Annotated in this window: 30 protein-coding genes and 1 riboswitch; of the genes, 17 read left to right on the top strand and 13 right to left on the bottom strand. The window is 37.7% G+C overall.

The genetic code is table 11. The features are described 5' to 3' along the window. Positions 1-17 precede the first annotated feature (17 nt). Complete coding sequence (locus BBI00_RS02460) at positions 18-863, bottom strand: helix-turn-helix domain-containing protein (protein ID WP_065397279.1); 846 nt, start codon at positions 861-863, stop codon at positions 18-20. Positions 864-936: 73 nt separating this feature from the next. On the opposite strand from BBI00_RS02460, the gene BBI00_RS02455 reads away from it, so the two are divergent. Both BBI00_RS02455 and BBI00_RS02450 read left to right on the top strand, forming a co-directional pair. Beyond that, on the top strand, positions 937-1,410 hold the full coding sequence (locus tag BBI00_RS02455; protein ID WP_065397278.1) for an Mpo1 family 2-hydroxy fatty acid dioxygenase: 474 nt from the start codon (positions 937-939) through the stop codon (positions 1,408-1,410). A 178-nt stretch (positions 1,411-1,588) separates the two neighbouring features. Next, positions 1,589-1,966, top strand: coding sequence for a GxxExxY protein (locus BBI00_RS02450; protein WP_065397277.1), 378 nt, complete (start codon positions 1,589-1,591; stop codon positions 1,964-1,966). 222 nt (positions 1,967-2,188) lie between these two features. Here the strand turns inward: BBI00_RS02450 and BBI00_RS02445 are convergent, their stop codons facing one another. From BBI00_RS02445 to dnaA, 5 genes are all read right to left on the bottom strand, one after another. Next, positions 2,189-2,566 (bottom strand): hypothetical protein, encoded by a 378-nt coding sequence (locus tag BBI00_RS02445; RefSeq protein WP_065397276.1) that lies wholly within the window; start codon positions 2,564-2,566, stop codon positions 2,189-2,191. Between the two features lie 129 nt (positions 2,567-2,695). After that, on the bottom strand, positions 2,696-3,394 hold the full coding sequence (locus BBI00_RS02440; protein WP_065397275.1) for an SAM-dependent methyltransferase: 699 nt from the start codon (positions 3,392-3,394) through the stop codon (positions 2,696-2,698). A 4-nt stretch (positions 3,395-3,398) separates the two neighbouring features. Then, positions 3,399-3,899 carry a nuclear transport factor 2 family protein gene (locus tag BBI00_RS02435; RefSeq protein WP_065397274.1) on the bottom strand — a complete coding sequence of 167 codons (501 nt, stop codon included), beginning with the start codon at positions 3,897-3,899 and terminating at the stop codon, positions 3,399-3,401. 5 nt (positions 3,900-3,904) lie between these two features. After that, positions 3,905-4,354: a low molecular weight protein-tyrosine-phosphatase gene (locus tag BBI00_RS02430; RefSeq protein ID WP_065397273.1), complete on the bottom strand. Its 450-nt coding sequence runs from the start codon at positions 4,352-4,354 to the stop codon at positions 3,905-3,907. 124 nt (positions 4,355-4,478) lie between these two features. After that, a complete protein-coding gene (dnaA, locus tag BBI00_RS02425; RefSeq protein WP_047095010.1) occupies positions 4,479-5,933 on the bottom strand; it encodes a chromosomal replication initiator protein DnaA in 1,455 nt (484 codons plus the stop codon). A 136-nt stretch (positions 5,934-6,069) separates the two neighbouring features. Between dnaA and BBI00_RS02420 the strand changes: the two genes are divergently transcribed. The 5 genes from BBI00_RS02420 (at position 6,070) to BBI00_RS02400 (ending at position 11,419) form a co-directional block, all read left to right on the top strand. Continuing rightward, a complete protein-coding gene (locus BBI00_RS02420; RefSeq protein WP_065397272.1) occupies positions 6,070-6,486 on the top strand; it encodes an acyl-CoA thioesterase in 417 nt (138 codons plus the stop codon). A 134-nt stretch (positions 6,487-6,620) separates the two neighbouring features. After that, positions 6,621-7,469, top strand: coding sequence for a prephenate dehydratase (gene pheA / locus BBI00_RS02415; RefSeq protein WP_065397271.1), 849 nt, complete (start codon positions 6,621-6,623; stop codon positions 7,467-7,469). A gap of 341 nt (positions 7,470-7,810) precedes the next feature. Continuing rightward, on the top strand, positions 7,811-8,518 hold the full coding sequence (locus tag BBI00_RS02410) for a hypothetical protein (protein ID WP_065397270.1): 708 nt from the start codon (positions 7,811-7,813) through the stop codon (positions 8,516-8,518). Positions 8,519-8,630: 112 nt separating this feature from the next. Beyond that, positions 8,631-10,871: a DUF2339 domain-containing protein gene (locus BBI00_RS02405; RefSeq protein ID WP_065397269.1), complete on the top strand. Its 2,241-nt coding sequence runs from the start codon at positions 8,631-8,633 to the stop codon at positions 10,869-10,871. A 104-nt stretch (positions 10,872-10,975) separates the two neighbouring features. Beyond that, a complete protein-coding gene (locus BBI00_RS02400; RefSeq protein WP_065397268.1) occupies positions 10,976-11,419 on the top strand; it encodes a hypothetical protein in 444 nt (147 codons plus the stop codon). Between the two features lie 51 nt (positions 11,420-11,470). Here BBI00_RS02400 and BBI00_RS02395 read toward each other — a convergent pair whose 3' ends face one another. Further along, positions 11,471-12,748: a replication-associated recombination protein A gene (locus tag BBI00_RS02395; RefSeq protein WP_065397267.1), complete on the bottom strand. Its 1,278-nt coding sequence runs from the start codon at positions 12,746-12,748 to the stop codon at positions 11,471-11,473. Between the two features lie 103 nt (positions 12,749-12,851). Between BBI00_RS02395 and yidD the strand changes: the two genes are divergently transcribed. Continuing rightward, complete coding sequence (gene yidD / locus BBI00_RS02390; protein ID WP_065397266.1) at positions 12,852-13,100, top strand: membrane protein insertion efficiency factor YidD; 249 nt, start codon at positions 12,852-12,854, stop codon at positions 13,098-13,100. Between the two features lie 447 nt (positions 13,101-13,547). After that, on the top strand, positions 13,548-14,396 hold the full coding sequence (gene lgt, locus BBI00_RS02385) for a prolipoprotein diacylglyceryl transferase (protein ID WP_065399586.1): 849 nt from the start codon (positions 13,548-13,550) through the stop codon (positions 14,394-14,396). Positions 14,397-14,622: 226 nt separating this feature from the next. Here lgt and BBI00_RS02380 read toward each other — a convergent pair whose 3' ends face one another. Next, positions 14,623-16,140, bottom strand: coding sequence for an NAD(P)H-hydrate dehydratase (locus BBI00_RS02380; protein WP_065397265.1), 1,518 nt, complete (start codon positions 16,138-16,140; stop codon positions 14,623-14,625). Between the two features lie 245 nt (positions 16,141-16,385). Between BBI00_RS02380 and mscL the strand changes: the two genes are divergently transcribed. Continuing rightward, complete coding sequence (gene mscL, locus BBI00_RS02375; RefSeq protein WP_065397264.1) at positions 16,386-16,766, top strand: large conductance mechanosensitive channel protein MscL; 381 nt, start codon at positions 16,386-16,388, stop codon at positions 16,764-16,766. 70 nt (positions 16,767-16,836) lie between these two features. On the opposite strand, the gene BBI00_RS02370 is transcribed toward mscL, so the two are convergent. Together BBI00_RS02370 and BBI00_RS02365 are read right to left on the bottom strand one after the other, a co-directional pair. Continuing rightward, positions 16,837-17,796, bottom strand: a complete 960-nt coding sequence (locus tag BBI00_RS02370) for a D-2-hydroxyacid dehydrogenase (RefSeq protein ID WP_065397263.1) — start codon at positions 17,794-17,796, stop codon at positions 16,837-16,839. An 85-nt stretch (positions 17,797-17,881) separates the two neighbouring features. Beyond that, positions 17,882-18,292: an LNS2 domain-containing protein gene (locus BBI00_RS02365; RefSeq protein WP_065397262.1), complete on the bottom strand. Its 411-nt coding sequence runs from the start codon at positions 18,290-18,292 to the stop codon at positions 17,882-17,884. Between the two features lie 268 nt (positions 18,293-18,560). On the opposite strand from BBI00_RS02365, the gene idi reads away from it, so the two are divergent. Genes idi through gcvT form a run of 3 tightly spaced genes read left to right on the top strand, consistent with a single transcriptional unit; the run spans position 18,561 to position 20,629 of the window. Continuing rightward, a complete protein-coding gene (gene idi, locus BBI00_RS02360) occupies positions 18,561-19,070 on the top strand; it encodes an isopentenyl-diphosphate Delta-isomerase (protein ID WP_065397261.1) in 510 nt (169 codons plus the stop codon). Positions 19,071-19,072: 2 nt separating this feature from the next. Continuing rightward, positions 19,073-19,543 carry a hypothetical protein gene (locus tag BBI00_RS02355; RefSeq protein ID WP_228394700.1) on the top strand — a complete coding sequence of 157 codons (471 nt, stop codon included), beginning with the start codon at positions 19,073-19,075 and terminating at the stop codon, positions 19,541-19,543. A 9-nt stretch (positions 19,544-19,552) separates the two neighbouring features. Continuing rightward, positions 19,553-20,629 (top strand): glycine cleavage system aminomethyltransferase GcvT, encoded by a 1,077-nt coding sequence (gene gcvT, locus BBI00_RS02350; RefSeq protein ID WP_065397259.1) that lies wholly within the window; start codon positions 19,553-19,555, stop codon positions 20,627-20,629. Positions 20,630-20,729: 100 nt separating this feature from the next. Here gcvT and BBI00_RS02345 read toward each other — a convergent pair whose 3' ends face one another. The 3 genes from BBI00_RS02345 to BBI00_RS02335 all read right to left on the bottom strand — a co-directional run bounded on the left by BBI00_RS02345 (position 20,730) and on the right by BBI00_RS02335 (position 21,697). After that, positions 20,730-20,918 (bottom strand): hypothetical protein, encoded by a 189-nt coding sequence (locus tag BBI00_RS02345; RefSeq protein ID WP_065397258.1) that lies wholly within the window; start codon positions 20,916-20,918, stop codon positions 20,730-20,732. Positions 20,919-20,996: 78 nt separating this feature from the next. After that, complete coding sequence (locus BBI00_RS02340; RefSeq protein ID WP_065397257.1) at positions 20,997-21,344, bottom strand: hypothetical protein; 348 nt, start codon at positions 21,342-21,344, stop codon at positions 20,997-20,999. After that, positions 21,341-21,697, bottom strand: coding sequence for an arsenate reductase family protein (locus tag BBI00_RS02335; RefSeq protein ID WP_065399585.1), 357 nt, complete (start codon positions 21,695-21,697; stop codon positions 21,341-21,343). Before BBI00_RS02335 ends, BBI00_RS02340 begins: the two co-directional genes overlap by 4 nt. Positions 21,698-21,818: 121 nt before the next feature. Here BBI00_RS02335 and BBI00_RS02330 point away from each other — a divergent pair, with 121 nt between their 5' ends. The 4 genes from BBI00_RS02330 to BBI00_RS02315 all read left to right on the top strand — a co-directional run bounded on the left by BBI00_RS02330 (position 21,819) and on the right by BBI00_RS02315 (position 25,912). Then, on the top strand, positions 21,819-22,286 hold the full coding sequence (locus BBI00_RS02330) for an acyl-CoA thioesterase (RefSeq protein WP_065397256.1): 468 nt from the start codon (positions 21,819-21,821) through the stop codon (positions 22,284-22,286). 97 nt (positions 22,287-22,383) lie between these two features. After that, positions 22,384-23,223 (top strand): GLPGLI family protein, encoded by an 840-nt coding sequence (locus BBI00_RS02325; RefSeq protein WP_083988400.1) that lies wholly within the window; start codon positions 22,384-22,386, stop codon positions 23,221-23,223. A 168-nt stretch (positions 23,224-23,391) separates the two neighbouring features. Continuing rightward, a riboswitch (Fluoride riboswitch) is annotated at positions 23,392-23,460 on the top strand. Positions 23,461-23,491: 31 nt separating this feature from the next. Then, positions 23,492-24,799, top strand: a complete 1,308-nt coding sequence (locus BBI00_RS02320; protein WP_185116312.1) for a voltage-gated chloride channel family protein — start codon at positions 23,492-23,494, stop codon at positions 24,797-24,799. A 237-nt stretch (positions 24,800-25,036) separates the two neighbouring features. Continuing rightward, positions 25,037-25,912, top strand: a complete 876-nt coding sequence (locus BBI00_RS02315; protein WP_065397255.1) for a LysR family transcriptional regulator — start codon at positions 25,037-25,039, stop codon at positions 25,910-25,912. Positions 25,913-25,934: the final 22 nt, after the last annotated feature.

Genomic DNA, 25,934 nt, shown 5'->3' with positions numbered 1-25,934 from the left:
TGTTCAAATGTAAGATTTTAATTTTCGAACTGATGTCTGTATTGTCTCGGGCTTACTTCCAGATGCTTTTTAAAAAAGTGAGAAAATGCATATTGATCACTAAAACCAAGGATTGACGAAATCTCAGAAACCGGTTTATTAGACGAGTTTAAAAGTACTTTTGCTTCATTGATGACAATTAAAGCAATAATATGACTCGCCGTTTTTCCTGTTACCTCCTTTACCACTGATGAAAGATGTCTGGTTGTAATTGACTGCCGCTCGGCATAAAATTCTACGGTCTTCTCTGTAAGATGATATTCTGCAAGATCAGTAAGAAAAACAAATACGATCTCTTCCTGTCTGGACATCTGATTCATCGAATTGTTATCTTCTTTGGATATGATCCCCGCCATCTGATAGCAGAATACAGAGAAAAGATGCTCTACCATTTCTTTTTTATAAAGCATTTCGGTCTCGGAATCCAGAATATATTTCAGAAAATTGACACTTTTCCATACCACTTCCATTTCACTTTCCGGAAAAGGCACCCCTTTGTTCATCTGCTGCCTGAAATAACGATAGGTAATAAGGCGGTTAAATTTCAGCGATAAAGCGGAGATAAATTCTCTTTTATAAGAAACCATCCTTGACTGGAAATCGTCACTCACTGATACTACTTCATAAATGGTCTGAGGATCCGTCACCATAAACATATTGGCAGAAACCTCCAGGTCACTGAAATGCTGACGAAGTTTTATTGTACCTGATTTAATGAAGATGAAAGCCGGATTTTCGGGACGGAAGGGTTTATCCACGGCAATCCTTTCGAAAATATTCCTTTCCGTAAAAATATCAACGCCAAACTTTTCCAGGGCAGACATAGCACAAATGTAAGCAATCTTACGAGTGATTGCAAAATTTTATTATTTTAGCGATTATCAAATTCATGTTCCTATGAGAAAGGTTGATTTATTATTTGCAGAGTACAGCAAGAGCCATAGAAACGCAACCAACAAGTTGATCCACTGGATTTGTGTACCCTTGATTTTCTGGACGATTCTGGGGTTTATTTCCCTTATTCCGTCCCCTCACGTATGCATTTCCTATTTCGGCTGTATCAGTATTGTAAGTAGCATTACAGTAGTTCTTATTACCCTGTTTTATCTGAGATTATCATTACGCATCAGTATTATTATGCTCATTTTGACAGCAGCTACGGAACATTTTATTTATCTTACCAATATCTATTTTGAAAAACAGTCATGGATGGTTTATCTTGCTGTTTTTGTGATTACATGGATTTTACAGTTCATAGGGCATAAGATTGAAGGGAAAAAGCCTTCATTCCTTAAGGATCTTCAGTTTTTACTGGTGGGACCGATCTGGCTTTTGAGTTTTATTCTGAAAAAAACAGGGATCAGATATTAAGTGACCTTTGTGATTTTCTTGTAAGAAATTGAACCGGTTTTTATATATTATATATTTCGCTCGCAGATATAGCAGATGACGCAGATTTTTTCTTTATCCTTTACGTTTTACGATAATAAATATTTTAGCTGTATGAGATAACTCTAATAAATAGAATTTCTAATCAAAATAAAAACAAATGAATGAAAATGAAATTTCTTATATCGTAAGAAAATGTATCTTCAATGTCTATAATCATTTAGGACCAGGCTTACTTGAAATTATATATCAAAAAATTTTGATTTACGAACTTGAAGAAAACGGATTGACTGTTAAATCAGAAATGGAAGTTCCTGTTTTCTATGATGGTAAAAAATTCGATTTTAATTTCAGACTTGATATTTTGGTTGAAGATAAAGTTATTCTAGAACTTAAATCAGTAAAAGGTCTTGAAGATATACATTTCAAACAGTTACATACATATCTTAAGCTATCCGATAAAAAACTTGGATTACTGGTTAATTTTAATACTGCTAATATACTGGATGGAATAAAAAGGGTGGTTAATAATCTTTAACACTGTTCAAACAAATAATTATTTTAATTTTTGCAATTAAAATCTGCGTAATTTGCGAGATCTGCGAGAAAATATATTCCAATTCAAACAGAGTATAATGATTCTATAATTAATTATATCGCTCGCAGATATAGCAGATGACGCAGATTTAATTACACATTAATCAATATAATCGCCGGGGCATCTTCGATGCCCCGGCGATTATATTGCATGATCAATGATTTAATAATTAAAATGATCCTTTACTGTTTCCAGTACTTTTTCATCGGTCATCTTCTGTGAAGTTCCCATTGTAATCTTCAGATCTCTGAACTGGGCTGTATCATGAAGAAAATGTTTCAGTTCTTCCTGCATCACCCCGGGGCCTGTGATATATAATTCCTGGGAATTGGTCAAAAGATGTTCAATTTCTTTAAAAAACTTATTCCTATTGGTGATCTCAGCATTATTTCCCGCATTTTCGCTGGAATTACCATGCTGGATTTCTGCTTTTACAGGCTTGCAAAGAGAGAATTCAAAAGTACGTTGGGCGTCGTGATTCTTTACGACCACGGCTCTCTCTGTATCAATCCAGATTCCTGCTAATTTTTTGTCAGACATATCGATATATTTTTTAAGTGATGTCTGATAAAAAACAAGAATAGTGCAATACAGACGTTAAGGGCTGTTAAATATTCCCGAAAAAAAGCCAATCAGTTCATTTGCCTTTTTATCATTTACTCTTAGATATTATTTTCCCAATACAAATACGGCAGGAATCTTGTGAAGTTCAGGTTTCTGCTTCTGCCATTCCTTTATGGTTTTTGTTTTGATGAATTCGTGTTCCGGGTCATTGATGTTGGCTGCAATACAAAGCTTTGTATTGGGTGATAAAAACTTGCAAAGGTCTTCAAACAGCTGATTATTTCTGTAGGGTGTTTCCATAAAAATCTGTGAGTATCCGGTTTTCTGAACCAGACCTTCCAGGTTTACAATCTGCCTTTTTTTCTCTCCTTTATCAATAGGAAGGTATCCGTGGAACGTAAATTCCTGCCCGTTGAACCCACTGGAAATTAAGGCAAGGATAATGGATGAAGGACCTGAGACCGGAATCACCCTGATGTTTTTCTCATGGCACCATTTTACGATCAGATTTCCGGGGTCGGCAATGCACGGCAGACCTGCTTCTGATAACAGTCCGAAGTCCTGCCCTTTCAGCATCAGTTCCTGAGCTTCTTTGATGTCTGCGTTCTCTGTATATTTATCCAGCAGAAACAATTTCAGATCAGCCTGTTTTTTCTCCGGGGCAAAAAACTTCACCACTTTTCTGGCTGTTTTTTCATTCTCTACAAAGAAATAATCAGTCTGCATGATATAATCCTTTATAACAGAAGAGAAATGGTTAATAGACGTATTTTCTGATAAATAAGCAGGGAGTAAGAAAAGCATTGTATTATTTTTTAGTTCTTTCGTTTAATGAGGGTTGCGGATAGTATTTTGCGAGGTCCATGGAGAAGGTAACGGAAGTGATCTTCCATGTTCCGTTGATCTTCATCAGGGTCCAGATTTCCTTTCCCCAGTTTTCCATTCTGCCATCATACCAAAAGCTGTAATCGAAGTTGGCAGAAGCTATGGCACCGTCTTCAATGATTTTAATATTATCAAATCTTTCTTCAGATTTATCATCTTTAAAGCCTCTGATAAAAGCTTTATAGTCATCTGCAAAGTAATATTCCGCTTTAGGATTTTTTTCCAGACGTTTAGCCTGTGTTCTGTCTTTATAAATTCCGGTCCAGAGCACGGGCTCCTGAAATAAAGATAAAAATTTAGCTTCATCCCTGGTTTTAATGCATCCCATAAAATCATCCATTACTTTACGGATCTCTGTTTCATTTTGGGTTTGCGCAAAAGAGAAATGAAAGCTTAATAAAAGCAGTAACAGTGTTCTTTTCATGGCAATTATTTCTGTATTTGGTTTTTAATAGCATCACAACCTCTGTCCAATAACTGGAAAACCTTTTCAAAATCACTCATGTCCCCCCAGTAAGGATCCGGTACTTCAGCGTTTTTATGATCACCCAGTGCTTCCAAGAATAAAGAGATCTTTTGACGTTCTTCTTCGTTTTCAGCTTTGGATACCACATCTGCAAGTACATCTACGTCCATACAGTATATTTTATCAAAGGTCTTAAAATCAGCTCTTGTAATGGGTCTTGACCTCTGTTTGGATATATCTATATGATGGTTGGCGGCTGTTTTTATGGCTCTTTTATCCGGATGCTCGCCTTCGTGCATAGAAATGGTTCCTGCAGAGTCCACCATAAAGCTTTCCGGTAATTTTGTTTTCATGATTCCTTCAGCTAAAGGGCTTCTGCATATATTTCCAAGGCAGACCATCAATATATTCATATTCTGTTATTTAAAATTGAAAAGATCAAAATGATAAAGGCTCTAAGGTTTGCTGTAACAAAACTAAATAAAAAATGAAGAATACCACGATTCTTCATTTCAATTTATATAAGCTTTACAGGAATTATTGTTTGATTCTTTCTGTAAGGTCTTTTACGTATTTTTTGATCTCTTTATCGATTTTCGATACATCTTTAATGGTATCGCAGGCGTACATTACCGTAGAGTGATCTTTTCCTCCCATTTCTTCACCGATTTTTGTAAATGTAGAATTGGTGAATGCTTTGGAAAAATACATCGCAAGCTGTCTTGGCAATGCAATCTCTCTTTTTCTTGTTTTTGATAAAAGCTGCTCTTTTTTGATTCCAAAATAATCACATACCACATCCTGGATATAAGGAATATTGATCACTTTTTTCTGGTTGGCAGCAATTCTGTTGATGGTTTCTTTCAGCAATTCAAGACTCAGGTCTCTCTTATATACTGTAGAGTAAGCGATCACTGAGTTGATCACCCCGATCAGTTCTCTTACATTGGTCTTCGCTTCAGCAGCAAGGAAGTCAAGCATATCATCAGGAAGTGCAATTCCGTCTCTGCTCAGTTTATCTTCAATGATCTGTCTTCTTGTAGACAGGTCCGGAGATTTGATTTCTGCAGAAAGTCCCCATTTGAAACGGGAAACAATCCTGTCCTGGATATCCATAATGTCAGCCGGAGCTTTATCTGAAGTAAGGATGATCTGCTTTCCGTTCTGGTGAAGATGATCAAAAATATGGAAGAAGCTGTCCTGAGTTGCTGATTTTCCTGATAAGAACTGAATATCATCAATGATCAGTACATCCACCATCTGGTAGAAATTGGCAAATTCCGTTTGCTTGTGAGCTTTAGCAGCAGAAATAAACTGCTGGATAAATTTTTCTGAAGACAGATACAGTACGACTTTATCCGGAAACTGGTTCTTCACTTCAAGACCTACAGCCTGGCCTAAGTGGGTTTTACCTACTCCGTAACCTCCATATAAAAACAATGGGTTAAAAGCTGTTGCACCGGGTCTCTTGGCAATTGATCTTGCTACAGTGGCAGCAAATTTATTACTTTCCCCTTCTACATAACTATCAAATGAATAGTCAGGCTTCAGGTTGGAATCTATGTTTACTTTTCTTATTCCAGGAACCACAAAAGGGTTTACAATATTAGCGGAGAATCCTTGTGGCATTGTTTCCTGTGTTTTAGGAGTAGGAACGCTTTGTCCCTTCATATTCATGGTAACCGGCTTTTCTTCGCCTTTTGGTCTGTTTTCCATTACAGAATACCATAATTTCACTCCTTTTCCTATATTTTTCTTCAGGGCAGCAGAAAGCAGGGACAGGTAGTTGTCCTCAATATATTCCTTGTAAAAATCACTCGGTACGATAAGTGTAAGGTTGTTGGCCACCAATGAAAGCGGCTGTACCTTATCAAATAACATATCGAAAGATTTTTCAAGTTTTTTCAGGTCAGAATTATCTTCAGCTGCGTTCAAGTTATCGCGCATAAACTGAAGGCACTTCTGCCATATCATCATTAAATTGTCATCCATTTTTATGCCCTGATTATTCTTTTGTTTGTACTGTTTTTAGAAGGGAGACAAAGGTCCAATTTTTTCTTTTTAAAAAAAAATATTGCAGCTATTGATTATTTAAAAATATATTTGTATGTATAATTTAGCACTCAAAATGATACACACAACACACTCAATACGAGTACGTTACGCAGAAACAGACCCTATGAAATATGTATACTACGGTAACTATGCCACGTACTTCGAAGTAGGCAGGGTGGAGCTCTTCAGAAGCATAGGAATTTCATACGATGAAATTGAAAACCAAGGAATTTGGCTTCCCGTTTCGGACTACAAAATTAAGTATATCCGCCCGGCTCTGTATGATCAGAAATTAGAAATTCATACCTATGTAAAAAAAATTCCGGGAGTGAGAATTGAATTCGAATATGAAATTTACAATGAAGAGCATATTAAAATAACGGAGGCCTCCACTACCCTTTTCTTTCTGGATGCCAAAACAGGCAAGATTATCAGGTGCCCGGATTTTTTAATGGAAATGATTGAAGCCAACTGGAAAGAAGAAAAATAGCGGAAGATGACAGAACCCGAACGGTCAGAACCTGAAACCCTCCGGTTCTCAAACTTTACCTCAAAAACCTTAAGCTGTTTGTGAATTAATTCGCACCTTTGTGCTTTGTATTAATCATACCTTATATATTATTTATGAAGATTGCATTTTTAGGGCCTCATGCCAGCTTTACCCAGCTTGCCGCTGCACAGCTCTTTCCGGATGAAGAGCTTTTACCACAAGCCAGTATTCTGGATTGTTTCAATGCAGTAGAAAATGGCGACGCTGTAAAGGCCGTTGTTCCTTTGGAAAACTCTATAGAAGGAACCGTTTCGATGACGCTGGATTATTTATATAAGACCCCGTCTGTTAAGATTGAAGCTGAAGCGGTAATGCCTATCGCCCATCACCTGATGATTCATCCGGACAACGCTATAGAGGATGTGGAAAGAATATACTCACACCCACAGGCTCTGGCTCAAAGTTTCCATTTCCTGGATACCCATTATAAGGAAATACCCAAACAGGATTTTTCGTCTACTGCCGCTGCAGCAAAATACGTTTCTGAAAACAGGGAAAGCAAAATAGCAGCTGTAGCCAATCAGTTTGCTGCCAATTTATATGGACTGAAGATCATCAGCCGCAATATTCAGGATTTTGAACAGAACCATACAAGGTTCATCATCATTTCAAAACAGCAGAACCGGTATGATAACAGCCAGCTTGAAACGTTGGGAGAGAAATCCGGCATGCTCATCACACTGCCCGAAGATCACCCGGGCGGTCTCCATCAGGTATTATCTGTTTTTGCATGGCGAAAAATGAACCTCAGCAAAATAGAATCCAGGACTTTAAAGACAGGACTGGGAAATTATTTCTTCTTCATCAATGTAGAAGGACCGTGGAATGAGGTTTTACATGGAAATGCACTTCAGGAGCTGGAATCGATCCATGCTAACGTTGATTTCCTTGGAAATTATAAAGAATTTCTTCTGGAAAGCTAAAATAAAGCAGCCAATTTGCTTAAAATTCAACACTGACTTCATGGTCGGTGTTTTTTTTTGCACAACTTTCACTTCAATAAATACCTAGTTGACAACTGTTTATCTCTAAAAAAATAACCCACACAAAAGGGATAATTATATTTCTTAAAGCGCTTAAATACACAGGTTTACAACGATATTAAAAAAAATAACTCGTAAATTGATTATGCAATAATGTACATTAAAATATAAACATATGTTTAAATATATCATACCATAATAACGTTAAAATTGAAAAATTCACAATGAAGAGTATAATTTTTGTTGTATATTTGCTTAGCAACTAATTAAAAATCTTGATCATGAAAACTAAAATCTACAGTTTGCTGTTTGCTTGTGCAACACTTCCCTTACTTTCACAAGTTGGTATTAATACAACCACACCAACAGCAACCCTCGACGTAAATGGAACTTTAAAAGTTAGAGACACCCCTGCAGCCACAGCGTTACCCGGATATCAGGTTTTAGCAATCAACCAGGGAAGTTCAGAAGTTTATAAAATGGACCCTCTGCTACTGATGGCTGGTGGATCAACGAGCAACACTACAGTATATGCAGCTAAAAAATCAACCACCCTTAGTGTACTGTCTGTAGGAGTCTTTCCCGGAGGTTTCAAAGCGCTGAACTTTAAAGCTACTGACAGAACCGTAGGTAATGCCGCATTATTTGATGATAATGATGGTTCTTACATCATCCCATCAACCGGAGTATATGCCGTTGGATTTGCATTTAAATATTCAACAGGATTAGTAGCATCCTTATTGTCTGAAGGCGGTATCGGAATCGCACGAACAAGGGGAGGAACATCTGCTATAATAGACAGCAGTATGTTCAGTGGTCTTAATGTATTGGTAACCGGTTTATCCTTCGCTGATACAAGGATCAATTCACTGTATTCGTTTCAGGCAGGTGATAAAATTAATTTCGGGACTATAGAAACCGGCCTGCTTAATTTAGGTGCACTGAGTACCAGTAATGCTTCGATCTATATTTACAAAGTGTCCGACTAAGAAGAACATATTGTTAGTTATCTATACTGTTAGCCCATCACTTCCCTTGTGATGGGCTAATTTTTTTAAGAGCATTCAAACACATTTCTTTATATTTGATAAAAACTATCTGATGAGTGAATATCTTGCGGCCATATTAATTGTAGTAATCATCATCGTTTTCAATAACCTGAATAATAAAATAAGGAAACTTGAAAAAGAAGTGTCTGATCTTAATGCTAAAATCAACAGAGATTCAGCTTCATCCGTGCTGACCGGAGAAAAAAACCAAACAGAAGAAATTACCATTCCCCGGCCAGTACAGTCTCACGAACCGGACCGCACAAACTTACAGCAGCCTCAAAATGAAGAAATCCCGCCGGTTGTTCAAAAAGACCGGCTTGCTCCTGTGTTTGATTTCCTGAAACAGAACGCCCTTACCATTATCGGTATTTTCACTCTTGTTCTCGGAATCGGTTACTTTGTAAAATATGCTATCGACAAAAACTGGATCGGGGAACCTGCAAGAGCAGGCATTGGCTTCTGTACCGGAGCAGGAATTATCCTTATCAGTCATTTTCTCAGAAAAAATTACACCACATTTGCATCTATTATTACAGGAGGAGGGATTGCTGTACTCTACTTTACCGCTACAATAGCTTTCCGGGAATACCACCTTTTTTCCCAGAATACAGCCTTTGCCATAACTACTTTCATTACTGTTATTTCTATTGTCCTTTCCTATTATTACAAAAGTGAAGTTCTGATCATTTTCTCATTAATAGGCGGCTTCTCTGCGCCGTTGATGATCAGTACGGGACACAGTAATTATCTTTTCCTTTTCATCTACCTGACCCTTCTCAATACCGGGATGCTGGTGGCTGCTTTCCTCCGTCATTGGAAAAGTGTGGGATGGACGGCCTATATTTTTACCGGTCTCTATCTTTTTTCGTGGACCGTTAACAGTCCGGAACTTTTAAGTGTTACCTTTTATATCATCAGCTACATCATTTTCTATATTTTTGCGCTGCTTGATTATTTTAGAAAAAATACGCTTTCCACTTCAGATATCTTAATGCTTGCGTTCATTAATTTTTCAAGCATTATCGGGCTTGTTTATACTTTCAATGAATTAAAATATGAACCTGTCATTATTTTCCCGATTATTTTTGCAGTCATCAATTCTGTTTTTCTCTTCAGAGAATACGGAAGGAAAAGTTTTGGAACTTCTTATTCTGTATTTACAGGGATCACCGCCAGTCTTATCACCATTGCCGTTGCGCTTCAGTTTAAAACCCATCTCATCACCAGCGTATGGGCTATAGAAGCAACGCTTCTTCTCTTCATCTGGAAAAAGACAGGCCATACCATTTTCAAAACCTTCTTTTATATTCTGTTTCCATTGGTTATCATCGCACAAATCATCACCTGGACAGAATATCTCCACACTGAAAAGATGGGCATCATTTTCAACCCTGTATTTTTAACAAGCTTCGTCACGGTAGTTTCTGCAGTCATTAATTTATACCTGTTAAAAAATAACGGAAAAGAAATGCAGAATAAAACAAATAGCTTTTTTGAAGATCTGATCACCCTGGCCAGCTACGGAATTATTTATGCTGCACTTCTTTTTGAGATCACTTATCATATTTCCGGAATGGCCTGGGCAGCAATCACAAGTGTTGGATTGTTATTCAGCGTTTATTATATCTTCGTCTTATTAATATTCAGAAAAACACTGGGCATCGAAAATAACATTCAGGTACCCCTGATCTATGCGACCCTTTTTCTGGTGATCATTACTATTTCCACCGTCACTTCATCTGTGGTCACTGCAGTTTTATCAAAACAATTACAGCCCGGCTTCTATTGGCTGCATCTGCTTCAGTGGATTCCTTTTATATATATATGTATTAAGATCATCCCCGGTTCAGCTTTCCATAAGAATACAATCTCATACTGGATCCTCTGTCTGGCTATTATTACCGCTGTAAGTTGTGAACTGCATCATTCATATGTTTTAACAGCATCTCATGACAATCTTCATGCTTACGAAGTAAAGAAACATTTCAACATCCTTTATCTGCCTATTATATGGACAGTTCTTGCCAGTATTTTTATTTACCTGGGATTGAAAAAAAATATCCCGGAGTATAATAAAATCGGCTTTGCCCTGGTAGGTCTTATGGCATTAAAGCTTTATGCCTATGATGTTTGGCAAATGGATAATATTTCCAGAATCAGTGCATTTATTGCTTTGGGGATTATCTTACTATTCAGTTCTTTCACATTTCAGCGACTTAAGAATATTATTAAAAATATGGTTGACAAAAAGGATGAAAATCCTGAAAATAAGGACCAATTTTCAGGGTAAAACTTTTTATTTATAAATAAAACTCAAAACAATTCAATATTTCATTCACATTTTATAAAAAATAACTATATTTATCACGTTTTTAATATTTACATATTCTGATTATGAAAAAATTACTCTACTCTTTTTTACTATTGTCTTCTGCAACTCTGTTTGCACAGCAAAAAAATCCTGCTGTAAAGTTTGCAGTAGCGGACAACGTGATTGGAACAGTTGAATTATTCAACTCATACAAAGATAGACTACAGGTTTCGAAAGTATACAATACTGCTTCGAACCTTCCTTCAGCTTTAAAAAAATACAGTTCTGTTTTTACGAAAGGAGTAACTGAATATAAGTTTAAAAACGGAGGAAATGCTTTTGACAGAATGTCTCTGGCCGAAATAAATACCCAGTACAAACTTCCGGAAGATAATCCGGTATTCATTGAAGGATATGAATTTACAGACCCTAAAAACACGCAAATCTATCCGCAAATAAACAAAAGAACTGAGATCAAGGATTACAACGGTAAGAAAACCCTGTTTATCTATACTACCGGTGAGTAATTTATCAAAATAAAAAAAGGATGCTGTCTGTACAGTATCCTTTTTTATGTTTTAATATTTATTATTCCATTTTTTCTTAAGCTCTTCGTAGATCTTCTTTTCAGTGGAATTGTTTCCGGGCTCATAAAGCTTCACATCTTTAATCTCCTGAGGAAGAAAATCCTGTTCTACAAAATTTCCTTCATAGGAATGGGCATATTTATATTCTTTTCCATAATCCAGATCTTTCATCAGCTTTGTGGGGGCATTCCTTAAATGAAGCGGCACAGGTAGGTTTCCGGTTTGTTTTACCAGTGCCAGCGCATCATTAATAGCCATATAAGCGGAGTTACTTTTAGGAGACACCGCCAGATAAACGGCTGTTTCACTTAATATAATCCTTGCTTCCGGATTCCCGATTACATTCACTGCCTGAAAGCAGTTGTTCGCCATCACCAGCGCATTGGGATTGGCCAGACCAATATCTTCAGCTGCCAGAATGAGCATTCTCCTTGCAATAAATTTGATATCCTCTCCTCCTGCGATCATTCTTGCCAGCCAGTAGACGGCACCATTCGGATCACTTCCCCGCATAGATTTGATAAAAGCCGAAATGATATCATAATGCTGCTCTCCGTTTTTGTCATAAAGTGCCATTGTTTCCTGAAGCACTTCAAGAACATCGGAATTAATAATTTCTACAGTGTCTGAATTTTTATACTGATTCAAAACCAGCTCTACAGAATTGATCAGCTTTCTGGCATCTCCTCCCGAATATTGGATGAAAGCTTCTTTTTCAAGAATTTTAAACTGCGTTCCTTCATCTTTATTATATCTTTCAGAGGCAATATCAATAAGTTCTTCCAGCTTTTCATAGCTCAGGGCTTTCAGAACATACACCTGACTTCTTGAAAGCAGTGCGGATACCACTTCAAAGCTTGGATTTTCTGTAGTAGCTCCTATCAAAACAATCCAGCCTTTCTCTACAGCATGCAGCAAAGAATCCTGCTGCGATTTGTTGAAACGGTGAATTTCATCAATGAAAAGGATGGGTGATTTTCCTGAAAATAAATTCTGCTTCTTGGCATCTTCAATGACATCCCGTACATCTTTCACTCCTGAAGAAACTGCTGAAAGTTTATAGAATTTTCTCCCGGACTGTTCAGAAATAATCTCTGCCAGCGTAGTTTTCCCTGTACCCGGAGGTCCCCAAAATATCAGTGAATTCAGGGTATTGTTTTCGATCATCTTTCTGATCGTTCCTTTTTCGCCGGTAAGATGTTCCTGTCCCAATACATCAGTAAGGGTTTTCGGTCTTAATTTTTCAGCTAATGGAATATTTTGATTCAAGATAATTTTATTTTTTTAAGATCAATAATTCAGATTTCGATGGTCTGAAACTTATAACAAAATTAAACTAATTTTCATTTTTTTACCCTATTTTTGCATTGTTTTGAAACTTACATTCAATAAAATCATTACATTTCCTTTGGTAATTCTGATCAAATTTTACCAATGGTTTATTTCGCCCATACTTCCCAAAAACTGCCGTTATGAACCTACCTGCTCTCACTATATGCTGGAGTCGCTCAGAGTTCATGGTTTATTTAAAGGCTTCTGGCTGGGATTCAGGAGGATCTTAAGATGCCACCCCTGGGGAGGAAGCGGTTACGACCCTGTACCTCCCAAACATGAACATTAATAATCAAACTATTAAATCAATAGAAATATGAGTAATATTTTTTTCAGAATTTACCTTGTACTCTTTGCATTGATCACTCAATGTCTTATGGCACAGGAATACCCTGGAGGCTTATCCGACGGTACTTTAGATATCAACGGGAACAATATTCCGGTAAAGATCTACTCTACTACGGAATTGGGTGACCTCAGCGCTTTTCCGGACAGAGCCATCACCAATAATGTGGTCGTGATCCTTAATGAATCTAATTTCGAACCTGCTTATTATAATTTCGGAGCTTCAACGCTGTCAAGGTTCAGGGATTCAAAATATCAGTTTTTTGATAAAAACTTTAAACTGATTGACACGCCTGTAACCAAGGACAATATTACAACATTCAAGTATGCCGTAAAATCGGCCAAACCGATCACCGATTCTGATAAAGTAGAACTTGAGACCCCATTTAAAATCTGGGATCCGTCAAAGGGACTTCAACTGGGACCTATTACTTTGCACTTCTATAGCCTGATGTTTGTGTTTGCGTTCGGTTTCGGATATGTTTTAATGAACAGGATATTCAAAATTGATAATGTCAATCAAAAATACCTGGAACCTCTTTTTACCTGGACATTGATAGGTACCATCCTTGGAGCAAGACTGGGACACGTTATTTTTTACCAACCTGAATTGTTTAAAGAAGATTTCTGGAGTGTCTTTTTACCGATAAGCACGAAAAACGGTCTTAAGTTCACAGGATTTTCCGGATTAGCCAGCCATGGGGCGACCATTGCACTGATCTTTACAACACTGTATTATTCATTTAAGATTATTAAAAAGAATCCTTTCTGGGTATATGACAGACTGGGAATCGTAGTGGCTTTAGGTGGTGCATTTGTAAGAATGGGGAATTTTTTCAATTCTGAAATTGTAGGAAAGCCAGCAGATCCCAACTCTCCGTTTGCGTTACTTTTCCCTCAGCAGAGCAGTGAATACGGTCTTACCGTACCGCGTTACCCGAGTCAACTGTTTGAAGCTGTAGGATATGTTGCTCTTTTCATTCTGCTATGGATCTTATATAGAAAAACTGATAAAAAATACCAGCAGGGCTGGCTATTCGGGCTGTTTTTTATCATTCTGTGGGCCATCAGGTTCTTTGTAGAATTCCTGAAAGAGCCACAAGGTGATGAATTTATCCAGATCGGAAATTTAAATACAGGACAGGTGCTTTCTATTCCGTTTATGATTGCCGGAGTCATTATTATGATCATCTCCAAAAAGTTTAAAATTACCCAGGCAGAGAATGAAAAACCTGAATAATTTTTCATGTAAAAAGCAAAAACAGAAGGCCTGATCCTTACAATAAAAAGACAAATTTGTATCATACAGATTTGTCTTTTATTTTTTACACTTCTCATTTTGTATATGATCTGCGCAATCTGCCGGATCAGTGAGAAATTTAAATTACCACAAGCGTACTAATTATTGTGTTCTCTGTTTCTATGCTGTTAAAAAAATAAACCACATAGAAACATAGTTTTCCAGCTTATAGATTTTTTACGGATTTTCTGTTCAATTCCTGAAAAACCGCTCCCAGCTCATCAATCACATCCGTAGGGAGCATTGCTTCTTTTGAATGTTTTTCCGAAGCCAGATCAGCAGCTCTTCCATGCAGCCAAACACCCAAAATACAGGTATGTTCTCCTGAATATCCCTGTGCTGAAAGCGAAGTAAGGATTCCGGTGAGAATATCTCCGCTTCCCCCTTTGGCCAGCCCTGCATTTCCTGTAATATTATAATAAACATTTCTCCCCGGAGTAATGATTTGTGTATGATGATCTTTCAGGATGATATACATATTCAGTTCCTGTGCTTTCTCTCTGGCCAGTTCAAGTCTTTTAAAAGAATTATCCGTGCTTCCGAACATTCTTTCAAACTCTTTGGGATGGGGTGTGATGATGGATCCTTGTGGAATTAATTCCAGATTTTTTCCATCTTTTGAAATAATATTCAGTGCATCTGCATCCAGGATTAAGGGGTTAGTGTTCCCTTTCAGAAAATTAAGAAATGCTTTTTCTGTTTCTGCGTGGGTTCCCAGACCAGGCCCGATGCCGTAAGTTAAAGCCTTATCTTCTTCGAATTCTTTTATAAAATCTTTTCCGCTTTTCATAAACATTGCTTCAGGGCAAGAGGTCTGCAGGATTTCATAGCCACATTCAGGAGCCATTGTAAAAGTCAATCCTGCGCCCGTCTTCAAAGCTGACCGGGTTGCCAACACTGCTGCCCCCATCTTTCCATAGCTTCCTCCGGCAATGACTGCTCTTCCATAGTTTCCTTTATGAGAAAAATCGGATCTGGGCTTAAAGATACGCTCAATCAGATCATCATCTGTTACAAAGTATTCCGTTGGGGTTGTTTCTGAATATTCTTTGCTTAAATCAATATCGAGAATAACTATTTTACCTGCATATTTTCCGGATTCGGGATGAAGAAAGCTCCGTTTCCAGCATTGAAAACTTAATGTATAATCAGCCTTCAGGACAGCATCATGCTCTCCTGGCATTTCATCTGCAGATAATCCTGAGGGAATATCAACCGATATTCTGATATTCTCTTTCCGGTTCAGCTGATCAGCCAGAAGCTTGTATTTCCCTTCCAGCGCTCTGGACAGACCCGTTCCGAAAAGCGCATCAATGATAATGGTTTTGTCATCAAAAGAATACTGTTCGATATCACTGAATTTTCTCACTGAGATCCCTGAAAAATCCCGCAGCCTTTTCAAGTTAACCAAAGCATCATCAGAAAACCTGCCTTTAGGATCATCCACAAAAACATCAGCATCGAAACCTTTCAGGTAAAGCAGTCTTGCAACAGCTAAACCGTCACCGCCATTGTTTCCGTTCCCACAAAATACAACCATCTTCTTATGATTTTTACAATGGTCGGAAATCCAGTTGGCTACAGCCACAGAAGCCCTTTCCATAAGCTGAACGGAAGAAACGGGCTCATGAGAAATGGTAAACTGATCCCAACTGCGTATTTGTTCTGCGGTAAATATTTTCATAGGTGATCAAACTTTTAAGCAAATTACAAAAGATTTTTCATTACGATGTGACCTCAGTAATAAAATTATAATACGGTCATGAATGGATTAATGAATGAAAGTAAACGCATAAATACCATTAAAGGAGATTGTATCATTTTAGAATAAAAATCTATCTTTTTTAAATAAAAAACGATAAAAGGTGATGTTTTTTACATTTTTTAATTATATTTTTGTATATATAACTAATTAAAAAAATATAAATTATGGGATTTGTCAAAGAATTTAAAGAGTTTGCCTTCAAGGGTAATGTTCTTGATCTGGCTGTCGGTGTGATCATTGGAGCAGCATTTGGTAAAATTGTTTCATCTCTGGTAGAAGATGTGATTACACCTCTTATTTTAAACCCTGCCCTAAAAGCTGCAGGTGCTGAAAACATTGCCAAGCTTACCTGGAATGGGGTTGCTTATGGAAATTTCCTTTCAGCTGTGATCAGTTTCCTTTGTATTGCCATGGTTCTTTTCTGGATCATTAAACTGGCTAATAAAGTTAACAAAAAAGAAGCTCCAGCCCCTGCAGGACCTACTGAAGATCAGAAATTACTGACAGAGATCAGAGATTTGCTGAAAAGCAAAAACAGCCTATAATCTATTGCATCCAGCAATTTACAATAAAAAAGCACCTCTTTCTGAGGTGCTTTTGTTATATACTTTCATTCTAATGAATCTGTAAAATACTTGAAATCTGCTCTGCCAGGGAAAGCCCGATCCTGTCCTGCGCTTCAAGAGTAGAAGCTCCTGTATGAGGCGTAAGAGAAATCCTGGAGTGATTAAGGATCTCTTTAGAAGGTGTAGGCTCATTGATGAAAACATCCAATCCTGCAAATCTTACCTTCCCGGAATCAAGTGCTGCTATTAAAGCTGTTTCGTCAATTACTCCCCCTCTGGAACAATTGACAATCGCCACCCCTTCCTTCATTATATCAAACTCATTCTGCCCGATCATATAACCGTCTTTCTGAGCAGGAACATGCAGGGTAATAAAGTCCGAATGTTTCAGAACATCCTGTAATGGCTCGGTTTCGATATCAACATTGATAAACTGATTGTTGTAGAACTTCACTTTGATGCTTGCTCTTCCTACATTATTATCTGCAGCCACAACCCTCATTCCAAGTCCCAGGGCAATCCTGGCAACCTCCTGCCCGATTCTTCCCATTCCGATAATTCCGATGGTCTTTCCTCTCAGCTCAATTCCTGCGGCGTATGCTTTTTTAAGTCCGGCAAACTCAGTATCTCCTACTAACGGCATTTTCCTGTTTGAATCCTGAAGGAATCTGGCCCCGGAGAATAAATGGGCAAAAACAAGTTCCGCTACCGATTCTGAAGAAGCTGAAGGTGTGTTGATCACATGGATCCCTTTCTCTCTTGCATAATCTACATCGATATTATCCATTCCGACACCTCCTCTTCCGATAATACCAAGCGAAGGGCAGTTGTCTATAATATCTTTTCTTACCTGGGTAGCACTTCTTACCAATAGGGTACGGATCTTATGCTCATTAATATAATCTACCAAAAACTCCTGCGGAACTTTTGTAGTAATAACCTCAAAACCTTTTTCCGTTAAGGCATCAATTCCTGATTGATCAAGGCCGTCGTTTGCTAAAACTTTCATAAATACATCTATATTAAAAATTAAAAGATTTAAAAATCAATGGAACAGGTTCACATTTAATCTTTAAATCTTTGAATGATATTTGTTATTCTCCATCTTCTCTGAAGACTTCAATCGTTACTTGTTTTTCTACCAGATCCGTAAATCTTCCTTTGTATCTTGTAGCTCTTACCAGGTGGTTGTCTATCCAGTGATAGTTTCCTCCTCTCGGTTTGCCGCAAAGCACGCTGTGGTATTTGAAACCATGCTTATCCAGCCAGTCTATTGTGATTTGTTTCAGATTTTCGGTTCTTGAAGTGAAGAAGCAGATCTGATGACCTTCGTCATACCATTTGTTAATGGTTTCCAGGGCATCGGGATAAGGTTCACAGGTAACCATTCTTTCCGGTTCTTCGTTCGGAACGTCGTCAGTAATGGTTCCGTCAATATCGATCAGGTAATTTTTTACTCCATCCTTCAGAATGGGACTAATGTGTTCTATGTACTCTAACTCCATCGTTAAATATTAAGTAACAAAGTTAGCGTTTTTACAACTATCAGGCACATTAAACTTGGTTTATATTAAAAATTTACTATAAAAAACATTATCCAATGAATAATATAAACATTTTATTCATTATTTTACTATTAATGATTAAAAATTTTCGTTACAGCAATTCAATTTACCACGGAATATATCTGTTTACGCTCTTCTCTTTTTATAAAAAACATGATGTTTCCCTAAAAATTTCCAAAATACATTTATTACGCTTACATTTGTAGAAATGGAAGAATTTGTAGTTTTAGTAAATCCTGAAGATGAAGTTCTGGGTCTGATGGAAAAGCAGCAGGCACACATCAACGGTCTGTTGCACCGTGCTTTTTCTGTATTTCTGTTCAACAGCAAAGGAGAAATGCTTCTTCAGAAAAGAGCTTCCGGAAAATACCATTCTCCCAACCAGTGGACCAATGCTGTATGCTCCCATCCCAGAGAAGGCGAAACCTACCTGGCCGGTGCCATACGCAGGCTGAAAGAAGAACTGGGAATTGAAACGGAACTTACTGAAAAATTCAGCTTTATCTACAAAGCAGATGTAGGCGGTGGACTTTGGGAACACGAGCTTGATCATGTTTTTGTAGGGAATCATGAAACTGACTTCAATCTTAATAAGGAAGAAGTAGAGGAAGTGAGATTCATATCTCCTGAAGATCTGGATAAGGAAATTGCTGAACACCCTGAAAACTTTACGGAATGGTTTAAGATCATTCTTGAAGAATATAAACACCATTTTTAATAATGAAAAAAATCCTTCTTTTTTCTGCCTTATTATCAGGAAGCCTGTTTTTTGCCCAAAAAGGCAAGGTTTATGAAAGCCCAAACTATACCATCAACGTTCCTGAGGGGTGGAAATCCACCAATGACAGTGAAATTGTCAATATTTTCCCTACCAATGAAATCGGGGCCATCACCATCTCCGAATATCATGATCTTAATCTTCCCAAAGCCGAAACGAAAAAATTCATCTTGGCTTTATACAAATCTGAAGATGCGGAAACCAAAGTAAAAGAAAATAAAAGCAAAAAAGGATTTACAGAATATTATTATGAGTATTTCGATCCGAAAGAAAAACTATTCTGGATTACCAGAGCCTTTCAGAAAGATAAAGAGCTGTATCTGGTAACCATCAACTGTGGCCAGAAATTCTGGAACGGAAATTATATGACCCTATTCAATGAGACTTTCAACAGTTTTAAAATAAAGAAATAAAAATTAAATATGAAGAAAACAGCATTGTACGACAAACATGTTTCTTTGGGAGCTAAGATCGTACCTTTCGCAGGTTTTGAGATGCCTGTACAATATTCGGGAGTAACGGAGGAACACTTTGCAGTAAGAGAAAAAGCCGGATTATTTGATGTTTCCCATATGGGGCAGTTTTTCATCGAAGGGCCGGGTTCAAAAGATCTTTTACAGTTTGTTACCACCAATAATGTAGATGCTCTTGAAAACGGAAAAGCTCAGTACTCCTGCCTTCCGAACGAAAACGGAGGTATTGTGGACGACCTTATCGTTTACAAAATGGACGATGACAAATATTTCGTGGTTGTGAATGCTTCCAACATAGACAAAGACTGGAATCATATTTCAAAATATAATACTTTCGGAGCTAAGATGACCAATGCTTCTGACGAGATGTCGTTATTGGCGGTTCAGGGACCTAAAGCTACTGAAATTCTTCAGAAACTTACGGATGTAAATCTTTCTGAAATCCCTTACTATCATTTCACTGTAGGAAGTGTTGCGGGAGAAAAAGACGTGATCATTTCAAACACAGGATATACCGGAAGCGGTGGTTTTGAGATCTATTTCAACAACGAAAGTGCTGAAAAACTTTGGGATGCTGTAATGGAAGCGGGTAAAGAAGAAGGAATCATTCCTTGCGGACTGGCTGCCAGAGATACTTTGAGACTTGAAAAAGGATTCTGTCTTTACGGAAATGACATCGATGACACCACTTCTCCTATTGAAGCCGGCTTAGGATGGATCACAAAATTCGATAAAGATTTTGTGTCTAAAGAGGTTTTCGCAAAGCAGAAAGAAGAAGGTGTTACCAGAAAATTAGTAGGTTTTGAGCTTACAGACAAAGGGGTTCCAAGACATGATTATCCTGTTGTAGATGCTGAAGGAAACGTAATCGGGAAAGTAACTTCCGGAACGCAGTCTCCAATGAAGAAGATCGGTTTGGGTCTTGCTTATGTAGACAAACCTCACTTCAAACTAGGTTCTGAAATCTTTATCCAGGTAAGAAATAAGAACATTCCTGCAAAAGTGGTGAAGGCTCCTTTTGTATAAATGTTCTCCTAGAGTTAAAAAAAGAGACTATCCGGAGATAGTTTCTTTTTTTAACTCTATTCTTCAGAAAGAGAGTGTAACATTTACAATCTCTATATTCTTACCTGCAGTAGCAGCAAAGTGATCTGTCCGGAGTGCACATATCTCCTACTCCCGGATGCCCTGATACAACTCCTCCTGCTTCACCACAAAGTGTATAACAGTTGGGTACAATCACTTTTCCGCCACCTTTAATTTCTTTTAAAGCTGTCCTGTTAAGGTTTCTTGTTTGTAAAAAGCTTTTCGTCATGATTTTATTTTTTATTATTATAAATATAACTATTTAATAATTAACTCATTAAAAACAAATTACAAATTATGGATGACCTTAATTATTGGGAAGATGCTGAAAACAGTAATCATTTCCGATCCGGGTATAATGCTTACATCTGGTTCCTGCTTTTGTTGTTCCCAGACACCGGTTTCCTTTATTGGTTCCGTTGGTCTTTTTAGGATGAGAAACAATACCATAGACGGATGGTGTAACGCCGGGATTGCAAATTTTACAAGGTTGAAGCCCCATTTTCAATGCTTCGTTTACAGAAAGGCCGGAAGAAACATTTTTCACCATTCTGCATGATGAATCATGAAACTTTGAGCCTGAAGGTGTCCTGTAAACTGTCTGCCCTTTTAAATTGATGGCAAGACAAAGCAATATGGAGATCAGATATTTCATTCACTCACTCCGAAGAATGTTTTTAAAGCCTCTATATTCTTTTTATCATTCCCTACAAAAATCTCTTTATCCGTCATAAAAACAGGTCTTTTCAAAAAGGTGTAATGATCCAGCAGCAATTCTTTGAAATCTTTTTCGCCTAAAGACTTTACATCCAGACCTCTCAATTTGATCTGGGTAGATTTTCTGCTAAACAAAGCTTCGTAAGACTTTGTCTGTTTATACATTTCTGCTAATTCTTCTTTAGTGATGGGTTCTTTTTTGATTTCACGAAGCTCCCAGCCCGTAAGGTCAAACTGTGCTAAAATTTTTCTGCAGGTATCACATGTGTTGAGATAAAATACTTTCTTCATTGCAATGTCTAAATCTTTTATTCTGTTAAATTTCTCTTTCATTGAAAGTTTCGTTTTCAAAAGTAGGATTTAATCTAAAACTTTGGAAATTATTAAATAACTTTATTCAAATTTTATAAAAATGCAGAACAAGCCTATTACTTTTCAGTTTATTTCAGAGCCTTCAGATGTTAATTACGGGGGAAATGTACATGGGGGAAGTGTCATGAAATGGATTGACCAGGCTGGATATGCCTGTGCGACAACCTGGAGCGGTAATTATTCCGTAACAGTCTATGTGGGAGGAATCCGCTTTTATGAGCCCATTAAGATCGGGGAAGTAGTCAAAGTAGATGCACAGGTGATTTACACCGGGACTTCAAGTATGCACATTGCAATCAATGTTTTCTCAAGAAATCTGAAGCAGCCTACTTTCGATAAAAAGACGCACTGTATCATTGTATTCGTTGCTGTAGATGAAAATGGTAAAAAGCTTCCGGTACCCAAATGGATTCCTGAAACAGAGGAGGAAAAGCAGCAGGAAATGTATGCCAAGCGCCTGATGGAGCTGAGAACACAGATTGAAGATGAGATGAAACCGTTTTTGTAAAGTGCGTGTTTCGTATTTTCGGGATAAATTTAAGTACATAACCTGTTGTAAAACAATTTGATATTACTTAATTTAGCGTCAACCATTCTGATATAGTATGAAAAATATTTTTACCATCACTGCTCTGCTGATCATGGCAGTAGCTCAGGCTCAGATCCATCGGTTCATTTATCAGCTTCAATATAAGATGGATTCTACTCAGGGTCATCACGAAAAGCAGAATATGATTCTTGATATTACCCCGAAAGAAGTTAAATTTTACGGGCAGGATCTGGCCATTACCGATTCTTTAAATAAAAAATTCGGGATGAACTCCAGCTATACGGATATGTCCGGACAGGTAGTGAAGAGAAAAATCAATTCCTATGATCATGAGAACTACCTCAATATCAAGCAGGGATACTACTCTTTCAAAACAACAGACAAGATCAACTGGACGATCTCTGAAGAGACCAAAAAAGTAGAAAATTACACCCTGCAGAAAGCCACTACAAAGTTTGGAGGCAGAAACTGGACTGCATGGTTTTCCAAAGATATTCCTTTCAATGAAGGACCTTTTAAGTTCAGGGGATTACCGGGGCTTATCTTTGAAATGTCGGATGACAAAAATAATTTTATATATACTCTCATTAAAAGTCAGAAGCTGAAAGGCGATTACTCTACACAAAATTTTGTAGAATCCAGTTTCGGAAATAAAGCCGTCCCGATCAATGAAAAGCAGAAATACAAGCTGGCTATGGAGTTTTACAATGATCCTTTTGCTTTTGAACGGAATAATTTCAGCAAAACCAATAACGATCTGAGAATTAATATCAACGGGACGGAGATCCGTACAGTGGATGAGCTGAATACACAGACCAAAAACATGCAGGAAGTTATCAGAAAATACAATAATCCTGTGGAAATAGACAAGGCAATGCATTATCCTGTTTATTAGACCTACCGAAACAATATGATTTAAGTTTCGGCTAAAGCCAAAGGAATTACATATTATAGTTTGAGCGGGCTAAAGCCCGCTCCTATTGATGCTGACAACCATTTTAAATAATGTTTAACAGCAACATCTTTTATCTTTTATCTTTTATCTTTATTCATTATCTTTGCAATATCAAAAGGAAATGGTGTTCTTCCTTCCCCGAACCGCTTTACAAAAGCTGATGACGCCTGATTAATAGATTATTAACAGATAACTAATCAGGATTATTATGTCAAAAAATCAACGGACACTTGGCAAAAAAGCAATTTTTCACACTCATTTTTTCTTCAGAAAATTTCCGGCCCTGCCTTATATTGTCAAATGGTTAGCGATCAGTATTATTATTGGTGCTTTGGTGGGAACAGCTTCGGCAGGATTTCTACTGTCTCTGGAATGGGCTACTGATTTCAGGGAAAGTCATTGGTGGCTCATTGCATTCCTTCCGGTTGCAGGTTTTCTGATCGGACTTCTGTATTATTATTGGGGAAAAGAGGTTGAAGCCGGAAATAATCTTCTGATCAGTACCATTCACGAGCCGAAAGGAATTATACCTTTCAAAATGGCTCCTTTCGTTTATATAGGAACAATTGTCACTCATTTTTTCGGTGGATCTGCAGGGCGTGAAGGAACAGCTCTTCAGATGGCGGGTGCTATTGCCGATCAGCTCAGCAAACCTTTTCAACTGGACAAAAATGAAAGGAAGACATTAATGATTGCAGCCATTGCAGCCGGATTTGGGTCGGTATTCGGGACTCCTCTCGCCGGGGCTGTTTTCGGGCTTGAGGTTTTTCTGATCGGAAGAATCCGTTATAATGCTATCTTCCCGACTTTTGCTTCAGCAATACTGGCAGACCTGACTACTAATCTCTGGAATGTAAAGCATACCCATTATCATATTGATTTTATACCCAAACTGGAATTTTTTCCTATCCTGTATAGTATTCTGGCAGGTATTGTTTTTGGGATCTGTGCTGCAGGTTTCAGCAGGATCATTCATTGGATGGGATCTTTTTTTAAATCGAAAATTCACTATCCACCTCTCCGGCCGGTTATAGGGGGTATTATTATTGCTTTAGCTGTTTTTGCAATGGGAACAACCCGGTATATAGGACTGGGAGTTCCGGTTATCGTAGAATCTTTTGAAAAGCAGCTTCCGTTGTATGATTTTGCTTTAAAAATGATCTTTACAATTGTTACGCTTTCGGCAGGATTCAAAGGAGGGGAAGTTACGCCTTTGTTTTTCATTGGTGCCACGCTGGGCAGCGCTTTATCCCTTTTTATTCCGTTACCTTTCGGATTATTGGCAGGAATGGGTTTTGTTGCTGTATTTGCCGGCGCAACAAATACTCCTCTGGCCTGTATGCTGATGGGAATTGAGTTGTTTGGTTCAGAATGCGGAGTGTATATAGTCATTGCCTGTGTGGTATCTTATCTTCTTTCCGGTCACAACAGCATTTATACCCAACAAAAGATCGGGGAAGCTAAGAACAGGAGGTATGAAAACCAGCAGGAGAAATCGATTTCAGAGTTTTTATAATAATATCCGTTGATTATCATCCCGTCAAAAATTCTTTGAATTTTTGACACCTCTCCAAAGGACGGAAATTGTTGTCCTTTGAAAAAACTATCATCAATAGAAGAGTTGATGACCTATCATTAATTTCAAAACTAACAATCACCCTTTTCCCTTCACACACTCTCCTTTACTCTCTTACTCTCTTACTCTCTTACTCCACCACCTCAAACTCCCAACTATAATTCGTACTTTTACGCTATGTTTGATTACCGATTAAAAGTTTTCCATACGGTGGCATCCAGGCTTAGCTTTACAAAAGCATCCGAGGAGCTTCATATTTCCCAGCCTGCCGTCACAAAGCATATCAAAGAGATTGAAACCCAGGTAGGATCTAAATTATTTGACCGCAAGGGTACTTCTATACAGCTTACCCGCAGCGGAAAAATTCTTTATGAATACGCTGAAAAAATCAGAAATATCTATCGTGACCTGGAATTTGAAATCGGCCAGATCAATCAACAGCACAAGGGAAAACTGATTATCGGGGCAAGCACTACCGTTGCCCAGTATATTTTACCGGAAATTTTAGCCAAATTCAACAGTTACTATAAAGATATCAAGATCGAGCTTCTTACGGGGAATACTGAAGCTGTTTCAGCTCTTTTGAAAGACGAAAAAGTAGACCTGGGAATTATTGAAGGCGAATCCCAGTCTTCGTATTTTGATTACAGAACTTTTAAAGCAGATGAAATTGTATTGGCGGCAAAGTCAGATCATCCGCTGGCTCATAAAACTTTACAACTAAAGGATCTGTATGACCTTGATCTGATTTTCCGTGAACCGGGATCCGGAACCCTCGAGTTTATACAAAACCGTTTAAAGGAGAAAGGAATTAACGTTAACGAACTGAATACTGTCATGCAGCTGGGAAGCAGTGAAAGTATCAAAAATTACCTTCTTCATTCTGATGCAATGGCTTTTCTTTCCATCAGTACTATTGTCAGTGAATTAAAAAATAACAGTCTGGTCATTGTTGACATTAAAAACTTCAGCATTGAAAGGGATTTTCATTTTATTCTTCCAAAAGGGGAACAGTCTGAGCTGATCAAGCTATTTCTGAGATTTGCAGAATGAGGCCCGGGCAATAGGCAATAGG

The sequence above is a fragment of the Chryseobacterium arthrosphaerae genome (assembly GCF_001684965.1).
Lineage (GTDB): Bacteria > Bacteroidota > Bacteroidia > Flavobacteriales > Weeksellaceae > Chryseobacterium > Chryseobacterium arthrosphaerae.
The sequence above is the reverse complement of the archived record's forward strand: the minus strand, read 5'-3'. Positions and strand labels throughout refer to the sequence as shown.